Annotated in this window: 17 protein-coding genes; all 17 read left to right on the plus strand. The window is 39.2% G+C overall.

Going from position 1 to position 19329, the window contains the following annotated elements; translation table 11 throughout:
- The first annotated feature begins 132 nt into the window (after positions 1-132).
- A complete protein-coding gene (locus BAOM_RS07970; protein WP_127759816.1) occupies positions 133-4449 on the plus strand; it encodes a PolC-type DNA polymerase III in 4317 nt (1438 codons plus the stop codon).
- A 191-nt stretch (positions 4450-4640) separates the two neighbouring features.
- Complete coding sequence (gene rimP, locus BAOM_RS07975; RefSeq protein ID WP_127759817.1) at positions 4641-5111, plus strand: ribosome maturation factor RimP; 471 nt, start codon at positions 4641-4643, stop codon at positions 5109-5111.
- Positions 5112-5153: 42 nt separating this feature from the next.
- Positions 5154-6281 (plus strand): transcription termination factor NusA, encoded by a 1128-nt coding sequence (nusA, locus tag BAOM_RS07980; RefSeq protein ID WP_127759818.1) that lies wholly within the window; start codon positions 5154-5156, stop codon positions 6279-6281.
- Positions 6282-6298: 17 nt separating this feature from the next.
- Positions 6299-6574 (plus strand): RNase P modulator RnpM, encoded by a 276-nt coding sequence (gene rnpM / locus BAOM_RS07985; protein WP_164853160.1) that lies wholly within the window; start codon positions 6299-6301, stop codon positions 6572-6574.
- A 5-nt stretch (positions 6575-6579) separates the two neighbouring features.
- Positions 6580-6882: a YlxQ family RNA-binding protein gene (locus tag BAOM_RS07990; protein ID WP_127759819.1), complete on the plus strand. Its 303-nt coding sequence runs from the start codon at positions 6580-6582 to the stop codon at positions 6880-6882.
- A 19-nt stretch (positions 6883-6901) separates the two neighbouring features.
- Positions 6902-9049 (plus strand): translation initiation factor IF-2, encoded by a 2148-nt coding sequence (gene infB, locus BAOM_RS07995; RefSeq protein ID WP_127759820.1) that lies wholly within the window; start codon positions 6902-6904, stop codon positions 9047-9049.
- Positions 9046-9327 carry a DUF503 domain-containing protein gene (locus BAOM_RS08000; protein ID WP_119116523.1) on the plus strand — a complete coding sequence of 94 codons (282 nt, stop codon included), beginning with the start codon at positions 9046-9048 and terminating at the stop codon, positions 9325-9327. The genes infB and BAOM_RS08000 overlap by 4 nt, the downstream gene beginning before the upstream one ends.
- Positions 9328-9345: 18 nt before the next feature.
- Positions 9346-9714, plus strand: coding sequence for a 30S ribosome-binding factor RbfA (gene rbfA, locus BAOM_RS08005; protein WP_127759821.1), 369 nt, complete (start codon positions 9346-9348; stop codon positions 9712-9714).
- Positions 9715-9839: 125 nt separating this feature from the next.
- Positions 9840-10760: a tRNA pseudouridine(55) synthase TruB gene (gene truB / locus BAOM_RS08010; RefSeq protein ID WP_127762491.1), complete on the plus strand. Its 921-nt coding sequence runs from the start codon at positions 9840-9842 to the stop codon at positions 10758-10760.
- 33 nt (positions 10761-10793) lie between these two features.
- Positions 10794-11744: a bifunctional riboflavin kinase/FAD synthetase gene (ribF, locus tag BAOM_RS08015; RefSeq protein WP_127759822.1), complete on the plus strand. Its 951-nt coding sequence runs from the start codon at positions 10794-10796 to the stop codon at positions 11742-11744.
- A gap of 135 nt (positions 11745-11879) precedes the next feature.
- Positions 11880-12149 (plus strand): 30S ribosomal protein S15, encoded by a 270-nt coding sequence (gene rpsO, locus BAOM_RS08020; RefSeq protein ID WP_119116519.1) that lies wholly within the window; start codon positions 11880-11882, stop codon positions 12147-12149.
- Between the two features lie 291 nt (positions 12150-12440).
- Complete coding sequence (gene pnp, locus BAOM_RS08025; RefSeq protein WP_127759823.1) at positions 12441-14561, plus strand: polyribonucleotide nucleotidyltransferase; 2121 nt, start codon at positions 12441-12443, stop codon at positions 14559-14561.
- 345 nt (positions 14562-14906) lie between these two features.
- The gene (locus BAOM_RS08030) at positions 14907-15872 is read left to right on the plus strand and encodes a polysaccharide deacetylase family protein (RefSeq protein WP_127759824.1); all 966 of its coding nucleotides are present in this window, start codon (positions 14907-14909) and stop codon (positions 15870-15872) included.
- A 35-nt stretch (positions 15873-15907) separates the two neighbouring features.
- On the plus strand, positions 15908-17134 hold the full coding sequence (locus tag BAOM_RS08035) for a M16 family metallopeptidase (protein ID WP_127759825.1): 1227 nt from the start codon (positions 15908-15910) through the stop codon (positions 17132-17134).
- Between the two features lie 142 nt (positions 17135-17276).
- Positions 17277-17525, plus strand: coding sequence for a YlmC/YmxH family sporulation protein (locus BAOM_RS08040; RefSeq protein WP_119116515.1), 249 nt, complete (start codon positions 17277-17279; stop codon positions 17523-17525).
- A 192-nt stretch (positions 17526-17717) separates the two neighbouring features.
- Positions 17718-18617, plus strand: coding sequence for a dipicolinic acid synthetase subunit A (dpaA, locus tag BAOM_RS08045; RefSeq protein WP_127759826.1), 900 nt, complete (start codon positions 17718-17720; stop codon positions 18615-18617).
- A complete protein-coding gene (locus BAOM_RS08050; RefSeq protein WP_119116513.1) occupies positions 18618-19217 on the plus strand; it encodes a dipicolinate synthase subunit B in 600 nt (199 codons plus the stop codon).
- Positions 19218-19329: the final 112 nt, after the last annotated feature.

The following is a 19329-nucleotide window of genomic DNA, read 5'->3' on the forward strand; positions in this document are numbered from 1 at the left end:
CGAAAGACATCATTCATATGAATGGTGTTTTTTGTTTGTCTGTTTCTAATCCATACAATGTGTTCGAGTATGGTATAATAACCTCTGTTCAAAAAGGATTTCTAAGAAAAATTTAAGATAAGGAGAGAGAGAATGGATCAAAATAGCGGTCGAGAAAGATTTCAACTCTTGCTCCAGCAACTAGGTTTAACGGACGATGCGTTCGTTCAATTTTTTAATGGGGCTGAAATTGAAAAGTTATCGATTGAGCGACAATCGAAAACGTGGCATTTTCTGTTTAAGCTTCAACAACTAATACCATCTAGCGTGCATATGCGCCTTCGAACACAGTTAACGAGTACTTTTGCCCAGATTGCCAATGTATCCTTTTCACTTAACGTTGTAAATCCACAGATGAGTGAAGAATTAGTTAAGGACTACTGGAGGCAGTGTTTAGGGGAGCTTGAGGGCATGTCTCCTGCATTATTATCTCTTTTACAGGGACAGGAGCCAAAGGTTGTTGGTCATCGTCTTATGGTGAATGCCCGCAATGCGGCAGAAGCGGGACAATTGAAGCAAAAATATTCGCGTTTTATTTCAGATATTTATCAATCTTACGGTTTTCCGACGCTATCACTGGATGCAGAAGTTCTGCCTGAAGAGAGCGGAGAAGATTATCAACAGTTTCTTGAAGAGAAGCAAAAAGAAGATGAAGCCAAAGCATTTGCTGCACTCGTTGAAATGCAGAAGAAAGCATCAGAACAAGCAGTGGATGACAGTGTGTATGAAGGACCTGTTAAAATCGGTTATACGATTAAGGAAGATGCAGATTTCCGTCGCATTGAGGAAATTATTGACGAAGAACGCCGAATTGCAATTGAAGGATTTGTGTTTGATGCTGAAGTGAAGGAGCTTCGCAGTGGTCGTAGTTTGTTGACGTTTAAAGTGACGGACTATACAAGTTCTATCCTTGTTAAAGTGTTTTCGCGCGATAAAGAAGATGCGGTTATGCTTTCTCGTGTAAAAAAGGGAATGTGGGTACGTGCTCAAGGAAGCATTCAGAACGATACATTCGTTCGTGACCTCGTAATGATTGCCAATGATATTAATGAAATTTCGAAAATAGGTCGTCAAGATACAGCTCCAGAAGGAGAAAAACGAGTAGAGCTTCATTTGCACACACCGATGAGTCAAATGGATGCCGTTACTCCGACTTCCGCACTCGTTGCTCAAGCAGCAAAGTGGGGCCATAAGGCGGTGGCTATTACGGACCATGCAGTTGCTCAGTCCTTCCCAGAAGCGTATAGTGCTGGCAAAAAGAATGGGATAAAAATTTTATACGGTGTTGAAGCAAATCTGGTTGATGATGGTGTGCCAATTGCCTATAACGAAGCCAATCGAGTGTTAGCTGATGATACGTATGTCGTGTTTGACGTAGAGACGACGGGGCTTTCCGCTGTTTATGATACGATTATCGAACTTGCAGCAGTGAAAATTAAAGAAGGAGAAATTATTGATCGATTTGAATCCTTTGCAAACCCGCATCACCCGTTATCAGCAACGACAATTGAATTAACGGGGATTACCGATGATTTAGTCGAAAATGCTCCTGACGTTCCAGAGGTGTTAGAAAAGTTTCGTGAGTGGACAGGCGATAGTATTTTAGTTGCGCACAATGCCTCCTTTGATATGGGCTTTTTAAATATCGGTTACAAACAAATGGGACATCCGAAGGCGAGTAACCCAGTTATTGATACGCTGGAACTTGGTCGCTTTTTATATCCTGAATTTAAAAATCATCGTTTGAATACGTTATGTAAAAAGTTTGATATCGAATTAACCCAGCATCATCGTGCGATTTATGATGCTGAGGCAACAGGGTATTTATTGTTAAAAATGCTCAAAGATGCGGCTGAAAAAGGAATTACTCATCATCAGCAGTTCAACGATAATATGGGACAAGGAAATGCTTATCAACGTTCACGCCCATATCATTGTACATTGTTTGCTCAAACACAAGATGGTTTGAAAAACTTATTTAAGCTGATTTCCCTTTCGCATGTAAATTATTTTTATCGTGTGCCGCGTATTCCTCGTTCGCAGTTACGAAAGTATCGCGAAGGTATTTTAGTCGGATCCGGCTGTGATAAAGGTGAAGTATTTGAAGGGATGATGCAAAAAGGTTTTGAGGAAGTTGAGGAGCTCGCCGAGTTTTACGATTATTTGGAAGTACATCCTAAGGAAGTATATCAGCATTTACTAGAGATGGAGTATGTACGTGATGAAAAATCACTTGAGGCGATTATTTCTAATATTGTGAAGCTAGGAGAAAAACTAAATAAGCCTGTTGTTGCAACGGGAAATGTTCATTACTTAAATCCAAATGATAAAATTTATCGCAAAATATTAATTGGTTCACAAGGTGGAGCAAATCCATTGAATCGCCATAAACTTCCAGACGTTCATTTTCGTACGACAGATGAAATGCTTAAAGCATTTCAGTTTTTAGGTAAAGAGAAGGCAAAAGAAATTGTTGTGACCAATACGAATCAAATTGCTGATATGATTGAAGAAGTAAAGCCGATTAAAGATGATTTGTATACGCCAAAGATTGAAGGCGCTGATGAAGAAATGCGCGAGATGAGTTATGGCATGGCGAAGAAAATTTATGGTGAAGATTTGCCTGAAATCGTAGAGGCACGACTTGAAAAAGAATTGAAAAGTATTATCGGACACGGCTTTGCGGTTATTTATTTAATTTCGCATAAGTTGGTGAAAAAATCACTCGATGATGGATACTTAGTTGGTTCGCGTGGTTCCGTTGGTTCATCGTTTGTTGCGACGATGACAGAAATTACAGAAGTGAATCCATTGCCGCCGCATTATGTATGTCCAAATTGTAAAAAATCAGAGTTCTTTGATGATGGTTCAGTCGGTTCAGGCTTTGACTTACCAGATAAAGATTGCCCAACATGCGGCACGCGATATAAAAAAGATGGACATGATATTCCGTTTGAGACATTCCTTGGTTTTAAAGGGGATAAGGTTCCCGATATTGATTTGAATTTCAGCGGTGAATATCAGCCGCGTGCTCATAACTATACGAAAGTACTGTTCGGTGAGGAGTATGTGTATCGTGCCGGAACGATTGGTACGGTAGCAGAGAAAACGGCTTATGGGTATGTGAAAGGATATGCGGCGGATCATAATCTCCATTATCGAGGTGCGGAAGTAGATCGTCTCGTTTCCGGCTGTACCGGTGTAAAAAGAACAACAGGTCAGCATCCAGGAGGCATCATCGTTGTACCGGACTATATGGATGTTTACGATTTTACACCGATTCAATTTCCGGCGGATGATCGCAATTCTGAGTGGAAAACGACGCATTTTGATTTCCACTCAATTCATGACAATATTTTAAAGCTTGATATACTAGGACACGATGACCCAACTGTCATTCGGATGCTGCAAGATTTAAGCGGTATTGATCCAAAAACCATTCCAACGGATGACCCGGTTGTAATGAAAATTTTTAGTAGTCCAGAGTCATTAGGCGTGACAGAAGAACAGATTATGTGTAAAACAGGAACGCTCGGTATCCCAGAATTTGGAACAAGGTTCGTGCGTCAAATGTTAGAAGATACGAAGCCGACGACTTTCTCAGAACTTGTACAAATCTCTGGATTGTCGCACGGTACAGACGTATATCTTGGCAACGCGCAAGACTTGATTCATAATAAAACGTGTACGCTAAGCGAAGTAATTGGTTGTCGTGATGATATTATGGTGTATTTAATTTATCAAGGCTTAGACCCATCGCTTGCGTTTAAAATTATGGAATCAGTAAGGAAAGGGAAAGGGCTATCAGAGGAATTTGAAGCCGAAATGCGTAAGAACGAAGTCCCGGAATGGTATATTGATTCTTGTAAAAAAATCAAGTATATGTTCCCTAAAGCCCATGCTGCGGCGTATGTATTAATGGCGGTCCGGATTGCTTATTTTAAAGTCCATTTGCCGCTGCTTTATTATGCTGCGTATTTCACGGTTCGGGCTGAGGATTTTGAAATTGAAGCGATGACACGTGGTTCGCAAGCCATTCGTTCAAAAATTGAAGAAATTAACGACAAAGGGCTGGATGCATCCACAAAAGAAAAAAATACGTTGACGGTGTTAGAATTAGCACTCGAAATGTGTGAGCGTGGTTTTTCATTTGCTAAAGTAGATTTATATAAATCGAGTGCGGATGAATTTATTATTGAAGGCAATTCATTAATTCCGCCATTCAACTCGATTCCAGGTCTTGGAACGAATGCGGCAATCAATATTGTGCGTGCTCGTGAAGAAGGGGAATTCCTTTCAAAAGAAGATTTACAACAACGAGGGAAAGTTTCAAAAACGATTCTTGAATATCTAGATAAACAAGGTTGTTTAGAATCGCTGCCTGACCAAAATCAGTTATCATTGTTTTGATACAGCTTGGTAAGAGGCTTTAAAAAACTTGTTAATTTGCATAAATTACTGAATTGTGGTATATTTTTAGTGGAAATACTAAGAGGAACCAATGGAAAGAGTGGGGAAACCCACTCTTTCGTGTTTGTATTGACCCATTATTGGAATAATCCATTACCAAGCGCGTAAGCCACATGTTTGGAGGAAACAAATTGAGTAAAAAGGTAACCGAAGTAGTAGAAGAACTTGTCACACCAATTCTTGAGGATTTACAACTTGAATTAGTCGAAGTAGAGTATGTTAAGGAAGGAAGCTGGTTCCTTCGTGTCTACATTGATAAAGAAACAGGCGTAGATATTGAGGATTGTGGAACTGTCAGTGAAAAATTAAGTGAAAAGCTTGATGAGGTTGATCCTATTCCACAAAATTATTTTCTCGAAGTTTCATCACCGGGCGCAGAAAGACCTTTAAAGAAAGATAAAGACTTTCAAAAAGCAATCGGGAAAAATGTGTACATAAAAACATATGAGCCTATTTTAAATGAAAAAGAATTTGAAGGCACTCTTATGGCGTTTGACGGTCAGGAAGTTACGTTAGAAGTCAAGATTAAGACAAGAAAGAAAACGGTTGTCATTTCATATGACAAAGTAGCTAAAGCAAGATTAGCCATTAGCTTCTCTTAATATGTATATTTTATTATTAAAAATCCGTAAGGGGGACCAACCATGAGCAGTGAGTTACTGGATGCTCTCTATATTTTAGAAAAAGAAAAAGGCATCTCAAGAGAGGTATTACTTGAAGCTATTGAGGCAGCGCTAATTTCAGCATATCGTCGCAATTTCAATCAGGCACAAAATGTGCGAATTGATTTAAATCTTGGAAAAGGAACAATGCGTGTGTTTGCGCGTAAAGACGTAGTGGATGAAGTATTTGATTCACGTCTTGAAATTTCCTTAGAAGAAGCAAAAAAAATCAATCCAAATTACCAACTTGAAGATGTAGTAGAGATGGAAGTCACACCGAAAGACTTCGGACGTATTGCGGCTCAAACAGCGAAGCAGGTTGTAACACAAAGAGTACGTGAAGCAGAACGTGGCATCATCTATTCAGAATTTATTGATAGAGAAGAAGATATTATGACGGGAATTGTACAGCGTCAAGATTCTCGTTTTATTTATGTGAGTCTTGGGAAGATTGAGGCATTGCTTCCGGTCAATGAGCAAATGCCAAACGAACAATACAAGCCGCATGATCGTATTAAAGTATTTATTACAAAAGTAGAAAAAACATCAAAAGGACCGCAAATCTTTGTATCACGTTCACATCCAGGTCTGTTAAAGCGCTTGTTTGAAATCGAAGTTCCTGAAATCTTTGACGGAACAGTAGAAATTAAATCAGTGGCTCGTGAAGCGGGGGATCGTTCGAAAATCTCTGTGCATGCTGATAATGAAGAAGTTGATCCAGTTGGTTCATGTGTTGGTCAAAAGGGACAACGCGTTCAAGCGATTGTCAATGAACTAAAAGGTGAAAAAATTGATATTGTTAAATGGTCAGAAGATCCGGTTGTTTTCGTTGCCAATGCGTTAAGTCCTTCTAAAGTACTTGAGGTTATTGTCAATGAAGAAGAGAAAGCGACAACTGTTATTGTACCAGACTATCAATTATCGCTTGCGATTGGTAAACGCGGTCAAAATGCTCGTTTAGCAGCAAAGCTAACAGGCTGGAAAATTGATATTAAGAGTGAAACAGAAGCGCGCGAAGCTGGCATTTATCCGGTTGAGGAGCAAGAATTTTTGTTAAACCGAGATAGCTATGTGGAAGATGAAGAAGATTTTATTGAGGATAATGAGTAAGTAAGGGGTGAGCGAATTTGAAAGCCCGAAAAAAAATTCCTATGCGTAAATGTGTGGCAACTGGCGAAATGAAGCCGAAAAAAGAGCTTATTCGAATCGTTCGCTCAAAAGAAGGAGAAGTAAGTATTGATTTGACTGGTAAGCAATCAGGTCGTGGTGCTTATTTAACACTTGATCGTGATGTTATTGAGTTAGCTAAGAAGAAGAACGTCTTAGCTAACCAATTCAGCGTTCAAATTGATCCTTCTTTATATGAACAATTGCTTGAACTAGTGGATAAGGAGAAACACTAACCATCATGACTCAACAACAATGGATGTCTCTATTAGGTTTGGCCAATCGAGCGCGTAAACTAATTTCTGGTGAGGAATTAGTCGTCAAAGAGGTTAGAAGCGGAAAAGCAAAGCTTGTCCTTTTGGCAAGTGATGCTTCTAAAAATACAGAAAAAAAAATATCTGATAAGTGCGCATATTATCAGGTTCCTTTAAAAAGAGTCGAGAACAGGTCTTTGCTTGGTCAAGCGATTGGCAAAGAAGCGAGAGTTGTCGTCGCGGTACTGGATGAAGGTTTTGCACAAAAACTCCGAACGCTGCTCGATTAAATTTTACGGGGGTGAACGTATGACTAAATTGCGTGTACATGAATATGCAAAGCAAAAAAATGTTTCAAGTAAAGATATCATTGAAAAACTTAAAGAAATGAATATAGAGGTAACAAATCATATGACAGCATTAGACGATTCTACTGTAAAAAAATTAAATGAATCATTACAATCAAAACAAGAACAAGAAGCACCAAAAGCAAGCTCAACTGTTGAACAGTATGAAGCAGAAGCTGATGCGAAAAGCACAGTGAATAAAGAAAAAGTAAAGAAAAAACCTGTTGCTGGGCCTGGAGCAAAAAAACCTGGTCAAGGACAGTTTAATAATAAAGGGAAAAACAATCGAAACAAAAATAAACAAAGACCGCAACAAACACAACAGGCGCCGGCTCCAAAGCGTAAGGAAAAAGAGCTTCCATCTAAAATTACGTTTTATGAGTCATTGACGGTACAGGAGCTTGCGAAAAAACTTCATCGCGAACCATCTGAAATTATTAAAAAATTATTTATGCTTGGCGTTATGGCAACAATCAACCAAACATTAGATAAAGATGCAATCGAATTAATTGCAGCGGAATACGGTGTTGAAGTAGAAGAAGAAATTCGTGTGGATTTAACAGATCTTGAGTCACTAGTAACAGAGGATGAGGAAGCAGATTTACAAGAGCGTCCAGCGGTTGTTACAATCATGGGACATGTTGATCACGGTAAAACAACATTGCTTGATTCGATTCGTAAAACAAAAGTAACGGAAGGCGAAGCGGGTGGAATTACTCAGCATATCGGTGCTTATCAAGTGAAAGTAAACGATAAGAAAATCACGTTCCTTGATACACCTGGTCACGCAGCCTTCACAACAATGCGTGCACGTGGTGCTCAAGTAACCGATATTACAATTATTGTTGTAGCAGCGGATGATGGTGTAATGCCACAAACAGTTGAGGCGATTAGCCATGCTAAAGCAGCAGAAGTACCAATTATTGTAGCTGTGAATAAAATGGATAAACCAGCTGCAAATCCTGATCGTGTTATGCAAGAATTAACCGAGCACGGTTTAGTGCCTGAAGATTGGGGCGGCGATACGATTTTCGTACCAATTTCTGCGAAACAAGGCGATGGAATTGACAGTTTGCTTGAAATGATTCTTTTAGTAAGTGAAGTAGAAGAATATAAAGCAAATCCAACACGTAGAGCAAACGGAACAGTTATCGAGGCGCAACTTGATAAAGGTCGCGGATCTGTAGCTACTCTTCTTGTTCAAAATGGAACATTAAAAATCGGAGATCCAATCGTTGTTGGGAATACATTCGGTCGTGTTCGTGCGATGGTAAATGATCTTGGTCGACGTGTAAAAGAAGCAGGTCCATCAACACCTGTTGAAATTACAGGGTTAAACGAAGTACCGCAAGCTGGTGATCGTTTTATCGTCTTTGAAGATGAAAAAACAGCTCGTCAAGTTGGGGAAACTCGTGCGCAAAGACAGCTTGTTTCACAACGTAATGAAGGATCTCGCGTAACGCTAGACACATTATTTGAACAAATGAAACAAGGCGACATTAAGGAATTAAATATTATTTTGAAAGCAGACGTGCAAGGTTCTGCAGAAGCATTAGCAGCATCTCTTCAAAAAATTGAAGTAGAGGGCGCAAAAGTGAAAATCATTCACTCTGGTGTTGGAGCAATTACGGAATCTGATATTATTTTAGCGACAGCTTCAAATGCTATCGTAATTGGTTTTAACGTACGTCCGGATGTAAATGCAAAACGTGCAGCAGAATCAGAAAATGTAGATGTTCGTCTGCACCGTATTATTTATAAAGTAATCGAAGAAATCGAATCAGCGATGAAAGGGATGCTTGATCCTGAATTTGAAGAAAAAATTATCGGTCAAGCGGAGGTACGTACGACATTTAAAGTATCGAAAATTGGTACAATCGCTGGTTCGTACGTTATCGAAGGAAAAATTACTCGCGATAGCGGTGTGCGCTTAATTCGTGAAGGTGTTGTTGTCTTCGAAGGCGAAATCGATGCGCTAAAACGTTTTAAAGACGATGTTAAAGAAGTCGCAACAAACTATGAATGTGGAATCACGATTAAAAACTACAATGACATTAAAGAAGGCGATATCATTGAAGCGTACGTGATGGAAGAGATTGAACGTAAATGATCGTTGGTGCAGTCCTTTGTGAATGCATAATTTACGACGCCCATTCTTTGAAAGAAAAGCGAGCCGTGCTTCAACGTGTGATGTCACGGCTGAAACAAAAATATAATATTTCCGTTTCAGAAACGGATTATCAAGATTTATGGCAACGAACGAAGCTAGCAATTGTTACCGTATCGTCTTCTAGAAAGGCGACGGAACGAGAATTGCAAAATGCGCTTCACTTTCTTGATTCATTTCCTGAAATCGAGCGCACAATAACAGATATAGAATGGCTTTAAGCTAGCGAGGTGAATAGAATGAGTCTTCGTTCAAATCGTATCGGTGAACAAATGAAGAAAGAGCTAAGTGATATTATCGGTCGCAAATTGAAAGACCCAAGAGTTGGTTTTGTCACAGTGACTGATGTAGCTGTTACAGGCGATCTTCAACAAGCAACGGTGTATATTTCCGTGTTAGGTGATGCAAAGCAAAGGGAAGATACGCTTAAAGGCTTGGAAAAAGCAAAAGGATTTATGCGTTCCGAAGTAGGTCAAAGAATTCGTTTACGCAAAACACCGGAGTTGTTCTTTGAATTCGATGAATCCATTGATTATGGAAATCGAATTGAAACATTGATTTCACAAATCAATGCCGAGAATAAACCCGCTGTAAGGGATGAGGAATAATCAAGTGTTGAAATCGAGGCCGACTCATGCATGATGGAGTCGGCCTTTTTTTAATAACAGTGTTACTGAAAAACAATAACAAAATGGTTCAACATAGATTGCGGAAAAAAGAGGTGACAGAAAAGATGGATGGGATTTTGCCATTGTTCAAGCCAAAAGGGCTGACTTCTCATGATTGTGTATTTAAACTAAGAAAAATTTTGAAAACGAAGAAGGTTGGGCATACCGGAACACTCGACCCAGATGTAACAGGAGTACTCCCAATTTGTATTGGTCGTGCGACGAAGGTGGCTGAGTACTTAACGGAAGCGGGCAAGGCCTATGAGGGAGAAGTTACGTTAGGCTTTTCAACAACAACTGAAGATGCGAGCGGAGACCGAGTTACTGAAAAAACAGTGACGGAAACTTTTACTCGCGAGCAAATTTTGGAGGTGTTACAATCTTTAACCGGAGTGATCCAACAAACGCCGCCAATGTTTTCTGCTGTAAAAGTAAACGGCAAAAAACTTTATGAATATGCGCGAGCTGGTATTGAAGTAGAACGTCCAACAAGAAATGTAACGATTTATGAGTTGGAGCTTTTAGACGATCGAAAAGAATTTATCGGTGAGACAATTTCTTTTCGTTTCCGAGTAAGGTGCTCTAAAGGGACGTATATTCGTACACTTGCTGTCATGATTGGAGAGAGATTAGGGTATCCGGCCCATATGTCGGATTTAATCAGAATTGAGTCAGCAGGCTTTACACTTGAAGAGTGCAAGACGTTAGAGCAAATTCAAGAATTGATGGAATTGGGGCAATCAGCTGCGTTTTTACGACCACTTGAACAAGGTTTGTTTCATTTGCCGAAATTTCAGATTAATGATAAAGTATCAAAGAAAGTATTAAATGGAGCTGTGTTAGCTCAGCCAGAAGAATTAGCTATAGAAAAGGGTGAACCTTTTGTCATGATGGATCAAAATGGAAGGGCACTAGCTATTTATCAGGTTCATCCAACAAAAGAAAACCTCATTAAACCTATTAAAGTTTTGGCACTAGAATTATAGACCGTTCTGCCGTTGGAAAGAGGAGATTGAAAGGTGAAAGTGATTGCGATAACGCACCCTCATCAGTTTACCCAGGATCATTTTCCTGAGCTTGTGATGGCACTCGGATTTTTTGATGGGGTACATAAAGGTCATCAAATTGTGATTAAGAATGCAAAAGAAATAGCGGACAGCACACACCGTAAATCGGCGGTGATGACATTCGATCCTCATCCGTCCGCGGTGTTAGGAACTACAACCGATACAATTCGTTATATTACGCCTTTAGAGGATAAAATAGCGATTATTGAATCGTTAGGGATTGATTATTTATTTATTGTTCATTTTAGTAAAGAATTTGCCGCTGTGTCGCCTGAACAGTTTGTTGATCAATATTTAGTTGGTTTACATGTTGGGCATGTAGTGGCAGGATTTGATTATTCTTATGGTCATTTTGGTAAAGGCAATATGGAAACATTACCTCTTTATGCGAAAGGCCGTTTTACTCAAACAGTTGTTGAAAAACAAACGCTTGAAGATGAGAAAGTAAGTTCATCAAGAATTCGCACAATGTTAGCTGAAGGAAATTTTACAGAATTTTATCATCTTGTTCGTCGTCATTATGTAACAAAGGGTTATGTTATTCATGGTGAAAAGCGCGGTCGTAAGCTTGGGTTTCCAACAGCTAATATTGAAGTAAGCGATGTGTATATATTCCCAGCTACAGGCGTATATGCAGTGCGAATTCAAATTGAAGGCAAGTGGTATAAAGGTGTTTGTAATGTAGGCTATAAACCAACTTTTCATGACCAACAGCCAAAGTTTCCATCTGTTGAGGTGCATGTGCTGGGCTTTGACCGAAACATTTATGGGTCTGCAGTGGTTGTAGAATGGCATAAGAGATTGCGCAGTGAGCAAAAGTTTTCAGGGCTTGAAGAATTGGTAAGCCAAATTGAAATCGATAAACAACAGGCTGAAAAATATTTTCAAAGTATGAATAATTAAATTTCCTGACTTGCATTTCAGTTGAAAAAGCGGTATTCTATTAAATGTATGAAAAATAACCATTGCTTGGCTAGGCGACACTCCGACGCTAGACTAGGTAATTGGTGATTCTACAGAATTTAGGAGGAAAAAAACATGGCTATTACACAAGAACGTAAAAACGAACTAATCGCTGAGTTCAGAACTCACGACACTGACACTGGATCTCCAGAGGTTCAAATCGCAGTACTTACAGAGGAAATCAACAACTTGAATGACCACTTACGTACTCACAAGAAAGATCACCACTCACGTCGCGGTCTTTTAAAAATGGTAGGTAGACGTCGTAACCTTTTAACTTACCTTCGTAATAAAGACGTTACTCGTTACCGTACTCTAATTAACAAATTAGGTTTACGTCGATAATTGTTTGTAAGAAAGCGGGAAATTTCCCGCTTTTTTGGTGTAAATCAATCGGAATAATCGGTATGATTTCAGACGTCTATTTTGATTTTTTTTTAATTTATACATATATTACTTGCAATGTTTTTAATATTTCGTTGATTTTGCTGTTAATGCTTGTTTTTTTCGTGCATAATAGGAATAGTTTGGTTCTAATATGATTTATGAAATTTTAACATATATGATGTGTTTTATACAGGTTTGGTAGGTGTACTAGACCTCTAAGTGAAGAGTTAGAGAGGGGTTTAATTTAAGATGGGACAGGAAAAACATACGTATTCATTTGACTGGGCCGGTCGCAATTTAACGGTTGAAATCGGTCAGTTAGCTAAACAAGCAAACGGAGCTGTTTTAGTCCGTTATGGCGATACAGCAGTATTAAGTACAGTAACTGCTTCTAAAGAACCAAAAAATGTCGACTTTTTTCCGTTGACTGTAAACTATGAAGAGAAATTGTATGCTGTTGGGAAAATTCCCGGTGGCTTTATTAAACGTGAAGGACGTCCAAGTGAGAGAGCGATTTTAGCTAGCCGCCTTATTGACCGTCCAATCCGTCCGATGTTTCCAGATGGATTCCGTAATGATGTTCAATGTATTAGTATGGTTATGAGTGTAGAGCAAGATTGTTCTTCAGAAATGGCTGCGATGTTCGGTTCATCACTTGCACTTTCAGTATCAGACATTCCGTTTAACGGTCCTATTGCTGGTGTTGTTGTTGGCCGCATTGATGGACAATTCGTTGTGAATCCAACCGTTGCCCAAATGGAACAAAGCGATATCGATTTAACGGTAGCAGGTAATAAAGATGCCATTAACATGGTGGAAGCTGGTGCTAAAGAAGTACCAGAAGAAACAATGTTAGAAGCGATTATGTTTGGTCATGAGGAAATTAAGAAATTAATTGCCTTCCAAGAAAAAATTGCTGCTGAAATTGGTAAAGAAAAGATGGAAGTAACGCTGTATCAAGTGAATGAGGAGCTTGAAGCAGAAATAAAAACAATGTGCTTAGCGGATTTAAATAAAGCTGTTCAAGTACAAGAAAAGCATGCTCGTGAAGATGCAATTACTGAAGTGAAAAATCATGTTCTTGCGCAGTATGAAGAGCAAGAAGCAGATGAAGAGAAAGTGAAGCAAGTAAAAGAAATTTTAAATAAATTAGTAAAAGCAGAAGTACGTCGTTTAATTACAGAAGAAAAAGTGCGTCCTGACGGCCGTAACCCAGATGAGATTCGACCACTTTCTTCAGAAGTTGGCTTATTAGCGCGTACACATGGATCCGGTCTCTTTACACGCGGACAAACTCAAGCGCTTTCTATTTGTACACTAGGTGCGCTTGGAGATGTGCAAATTTTAGATGGTCTTGGGACAGAAGAATCAAAACGTTTTATGCATCATTATAACTTCCCTCATTTCAGCGTAGGGGAAACAGGACCAATTCGTGCTCCTGGTCGTCGTGAAATCGGTCACGGTGCACTTGGTGAACGAGCACTTGAGCCAATTATCCCAAGTGAAAAAGATTTCCCATACACAGTTCGTCTTGTATCAGAAGTACTTGAATCCAATGGTTCAACGTCACAAGCAAGTATTTGTGCAAGTACGTTAGCGATGATGGATGCAGGTGTGCCAATTAAAGCACCGGTAGCTGGTATCGCTATGGGTCTTGTTAAATCTGGTGAGTACTATACGATTTTAACAGACATTCAAGGGATGGAAGATCATCTAGGAGACATGGACTTTAAAGTAGCAGGAACAGCGAAGGGTGTTACCGCACTTCAAATGGATATTAAAATTGATGGTTTATCTCGTGAGATTTTAGAAGAAGCCTTGCAACAAGCAAAACGAGGCCGCATGCATATTCTTGATTCAATGCTAGCAACACTGAGTGAACCGCGCGTTGAGCTTTCACGCTATGCACCAAAAATCTTAACAATGTCTATTAATCCAGATAAAATTCGCGATGTCATTGGACCAAGCGGAAAACAAATCAATAAAATTATCGAAGAAACAGGCGTGAAGATTGATATTGAGCAAGATGGTACAGTATTCATTTCCTCTACAGAGCAAGAAATGAATTCAAAAGCGAAGAAAATTATTGAAGATATTGTTCGTGAAGTGGCTGTCGGTGAACAATACCTAGGAAAAGTAAAGCGTATTGAGAAATTTGGTGCGTTTGTTGAAATCTTTAATGGAAAAGATGGTTTAGTTCACATTTCAGAGCTTGCTGAAGAACGAGTAGGCAAAGTAGAAGATGTGGTGAAAATTGGCGATGAAATTTTAGTGAAAGTTACTGAAATTGATAAGCAAGGCCGCGTAAATCTTTCTCGAAAAGCGGTTTTAAAAGAGCAAAAAGAAGCGGCGAATCCAGCTCAATCTTAAGCGAGAACGAAGGCATGTGGTTTCGGTTGGAACGCACATGCCTTTTTTCCGTCTATGGCTATATTAATCAACAATGACATTTAACAACACTCTATGTATAAAGGATGTTTACTTCAAGAGTAATTTCCCTGCTTTCTTAGCAGACGGATTAAGGTATCTACGCTTTTCGGTATTGTCTAGCTTAGATGCCTAGCTCGCTGTGAAAAAGATGATTGCCCTTGCATAGGCAAAGAGCGCCTTCCATGTCACTCCCTATTTTCTTCACGAGCTGACCAAGGCATCTAACGCTTTTCGGTATACCTTGTCTTCTTTTTTCATACATTTTTGTATGAAGGGGGCAAAAAAATGAATAATAAGTGGAAGCAGATAGTTGCGATAAGTGCCATTGCAGGTATATCATGGTTATTAGTGCAAAATCCATATACAAATGATTATTTTACTCGATTAACAGATAAGTCGATTGCAACGAGTATGCAGGAAGATGAGCTTTTGTTTGCGATTAAATCGTCGGTTAAAAAGTACGAGATTGAGCCACAAGATGCACGAATCGATTCGGTTTGGAAAGCTGTACCAGGATATAATGGGGTGAAAATTGATGTACAAGCATCCTATGAAGCCATGAAGAAAAAGGGAAGCTTTGATGAACGTAAACTTGTTTATAGACAAGTAGCCCCAAAGAAGCATTTACATGAACTTAAGCCATCACCGCTTTATAGAGCTCATCCAGATAAACCGGTTGTTTCATTCTTAATTAATGTGGCTTGGGGAAATGAATATTTACAGGATATGCTTTCTGTTTTAAAAGAGCATCATGTCAAGGCTACTTTCTTTCTAGAAGGAAGATGGACAAAAAACAATCCTGAACTCGCGAAGATGATCAAAGAGGGTGGACATGAAATAGGAAATCATTCGTATACACATCCCAATATGCAAACTCTGTCTACTCAAGCAACGCGTGAAGAGATTCGAAAAACGAGTGAAGTGATTGAAGCTGTGACAGGAGTGCGAAGTACATGGTTTGCGCCACCAAGTGGAAGCTTTCGCGATGAAACGGTTAGCCTCGCGGCAGATTTAGGCATGGGAACAGTTATGTGGAGCGTCGATACGATTGATTGGCAGAAGCCTAGCCCGGAAGTCCTGCAGCAAAGGGTGTTATCCAAGGTTCATCCTGGTGCCTTTATTTTAATGCATCCAACAGAGTCAACAGCGAAATCATTGGAAACATTAATTGTGAATATTCAAAAGAAAGATTTACATGTTGTGACTGTTTCAGAAGCGGTCGATGAAAAACGAATCCTTCCTTATAAGTGATTCGTATGGGCAGCATAGATTAGGAGGAATGTTTGTTGATAAAGAAATATACTTGTCAAAATGGTGTAAGAATTATTGTAGAGCAAATACCAACAGTTCGTTCAGCGGCCATTGGTGTTTGGGTGAAAACAGGATCCCGTAATGAAACAAAGGAACTGAATGGAATTTCGCATTTTCTTGAGCATATGTTTTTTAAAGGAACTACGACGAGAAGTGCACGTGAAATTGCCGAATCATTTGACAGCATCGGCGGGCAAGTGAATGCATTTACGTCAAAAGAATATACATGCTACTATGCTAAGGTACTTGATAATCATGCAAGCCATGCTCTTGAAGTACTTTCTGACATGTTCTTTAACTCTACATTTGATTCTGAAGAGTTAGAGAAAGAGAAAAATGTTGTGTACGAAGAAATTAAAATGTATGAAGATGCACCAGATGATATTGTACATGATCTATTAAGTCAAGCGGTATATGAAAAGCATTCATTAGGCTTTCCAATTCTAGGTACGGAAGAAACGCTTTCTACTTTTACAAGTGAAACGCTTAAACAATATGTGCATGATATGTATACACCAAATAAAGTTGTAATTTCTATTGCGGGGAATGTAGATGAAACGTTTATTAAGGAAGTAGAGAGCTATTTTGGTTCTTTTGAACGAGGACAAGAGCATTCAGCAATCGTGAAGCCGCATTTTCATCAAAACCAATTGATTCGTAAAAAAGAAACAGAACAAGCGCATTTATGTCTCGGGTTTAACGGGTTGAAAATTGGTGATGAAGATATGTATAACCTGACTATTTTAAATAATATTCTGGGCGGTAGCATGAGCAGCCGTTTATTCCAAGACGTACGTGAAGAGCGCGGTTTAGCTTATTCTGTTTACTCTTATCACTCTAGCTATCAAGATAGCGGAATTGTGACGATTTATGGCGGTACGGGAGCGAATCAGTTAGATAGTTTGTATGAAACGATTCAACAAACGCTCGCTACATTAAAACGCGATGGAATTACAGATAAAGAATTAAACAATAGTAAAGAACAGTTAAAGGGAAGCTTAATGTTAAGTTTAGAGAGCACGAACAGTCGAATGAGCCGCAATGGTAAAAATGAATTGATGTTAGGAAAACATCGTTCGTTAGATGATATTATTGTTAAAATTGATGAAGTAACAAAAGAACGTGTCTTTGAATTAGCTAACAGTATTTTTACAGAGCATTCGCTATCTTTAGTAAGTCCATTAGAAAATTGGAAAAATTAATCTTACTCTGCCTTTCTTCCATAGAAAGGCAGTTTTTTTAGGAAGACTATGTTATTTAACAGGACTGTAGGAAAGAAAAGCGCTTCTAATGATTGGATAAGCAGGATATATATGAATATACGCGTCAAAAAGGGGGAGTAGCATGAGGTTAAGTGAGTTAGGGGGAAAAGAAATTGTTGATGTGAATCGGGCTGAACGATTAGGCGTTCTTGGACAAACGGATTTAGAATTTGATGAAAGTGGACAAATAACGGCTTTGATTATCCCTTCCGTTAAATGGTTTGGGCTGATGAAAAGCGGACAGGAGATTCGCGTTCCATGGTCTGATATTAAAAAGGTTGGAGCGGATATGGTTATTATTGATTTTCAAGAAAATATGCCTGAGCATTAGTTATGATGAAAAACCGCGTAAAATCGCGGTTTTTTTGCTGTGTAGGAAAGAGCCTATTTTACTTTTCGAAAATCATTCACCGTTTTAGGCAGAGGTACATAAGATGGGAGAGTATTAAACGTATTTTGATAAATAACTCAGCCGGGTAGCTCGCTAGTTGGCAAGTTTTGAACAAAAGAAGGTGACGGTTGAATGCTCACAGGTATGCAGATTGCTGTGATTGGTGGGGATGCGCGTCAGCTTGAAGTTGTACGAAAACTGACAGAGCTTGATGCAAAGTTATTATTGGTAGGATTTGAACAGCTAGATCACGCATTCACAGGTGCAGTAAAAGAAAAAATGGAAGATGTAAATTTTGGAGAAATAGATTCGGTCATTCTACCAGTACGTGGAACAGATGGAGACGGAAAAGTAGAGACGATTTTCTCTAACGAAGACGTGGTTTTAACGGAAGCAATCATAAAAAGGACCCCCCCGCATTGCACATTTTATACAGGGATTAGTAACGCTTATTTAGATAGAATTTTGCAGGCAGCCAATCGTAAGCAAGTATCTTTATTTGAAAGAGATGATGTAGCAATCTATAATTCCATTCCCACAGTTGAAGGTACGATTATGATGGCGATTCAACATACGGATTTTACGATTCATGGGTCTTCCGTTGCAGTACTTGGTCTTGGGCGTGTTGGTATGAGCGTAGCGAGAGCCTTTCAGGCACTTGGGGCTAAAGTGATGGTTGGTGCGAGAAAAAGTGAGGATCTTGCGAGAATTACAGAAATGGCATTAAAGCCGTTTCAATTAAGCAAGCTTGCTGAGGAAATAAAAACAGCGGATATCGTCATTAATACGATCCCATTCCCTATTCTTACAGCTAACGTCCTTGCGAATATGCCCGTGCATACGTTAATTATTGATCTTGCCTCTAAGCCAGGAGGAACTGATTTTCGTTTTGCTGAAAAACGAGGTATAAAAGCATTGCTCGCTCCTAGCTTACCAGGTATTGTTGCACCGAAAACGGCAGGACAAATATTGGCAAATGCACTTGGTCAATTAATTCAAGAAGATTTGAAAGAACGAAAGGGGAAGAAATAGATGAGTCTCCAAGGAAAGAGAATCGGTTTTGGTTTAACTGGTTCGCATTGTACCTATGATAGTGTATTTCCGGAAATTGAAAAATTAGTCAATGAGGGAGTGGAAGTGATTCCGATTGTTACATCGACTGTGAAACAGACGGAAACTCGCTTCGGCCGTGGAGAAGATTGGGTGGAAAGAATAGAAAAATTGACGGGACATCATGTTGTTGATACAATCGTCAAAGCGGAGCCGCTAGGACCAAAATTGCCACTCGATTGTATGGTGATTGCTCCGCTTACCGGGAATTCGATGAGTAAGCTTGCTAATGCTTTAACCGATTCACCGGTATTAATGGCAGCGAAAGCAACAATGCGCAATCATCGTCCAGTTGTCGTTGGAATTTCAACGAACGATGCGTTAGGATTAAATGGGGTTAATTTAATGAGATTGATGGCGGCGAAAGATTTGTATTTTGTTCCATATGGTCAAGATGATCCATACAAGAAGCCTAATTCGATGGTCGCTCGAATGAGTATGATTCGAGATACAATTATTGCTGCCCTAAAGGGTGAGCAACTGCAGCCTGTGATTGTCGAAAGATTTAAAGACTTAACGTAAAAAAAATCACCCCTCTTGACAGAATATTTTGTAAAAGTTTGTTTCTTTGGAATGTTCATATGTTAAAATAGATGATATTCTAAAATAGAAGTAATTAAAAAACTAACAATCA

The organism is Peribacillus asahii (assembly GCF_004006295.1).
Taxonomy (GTDB): domain Bacteria; phylum Bacillota; class Bacilli; order Bacillales; family DSM-1321; genus Peribacillus; species Peribacillus asahii_A.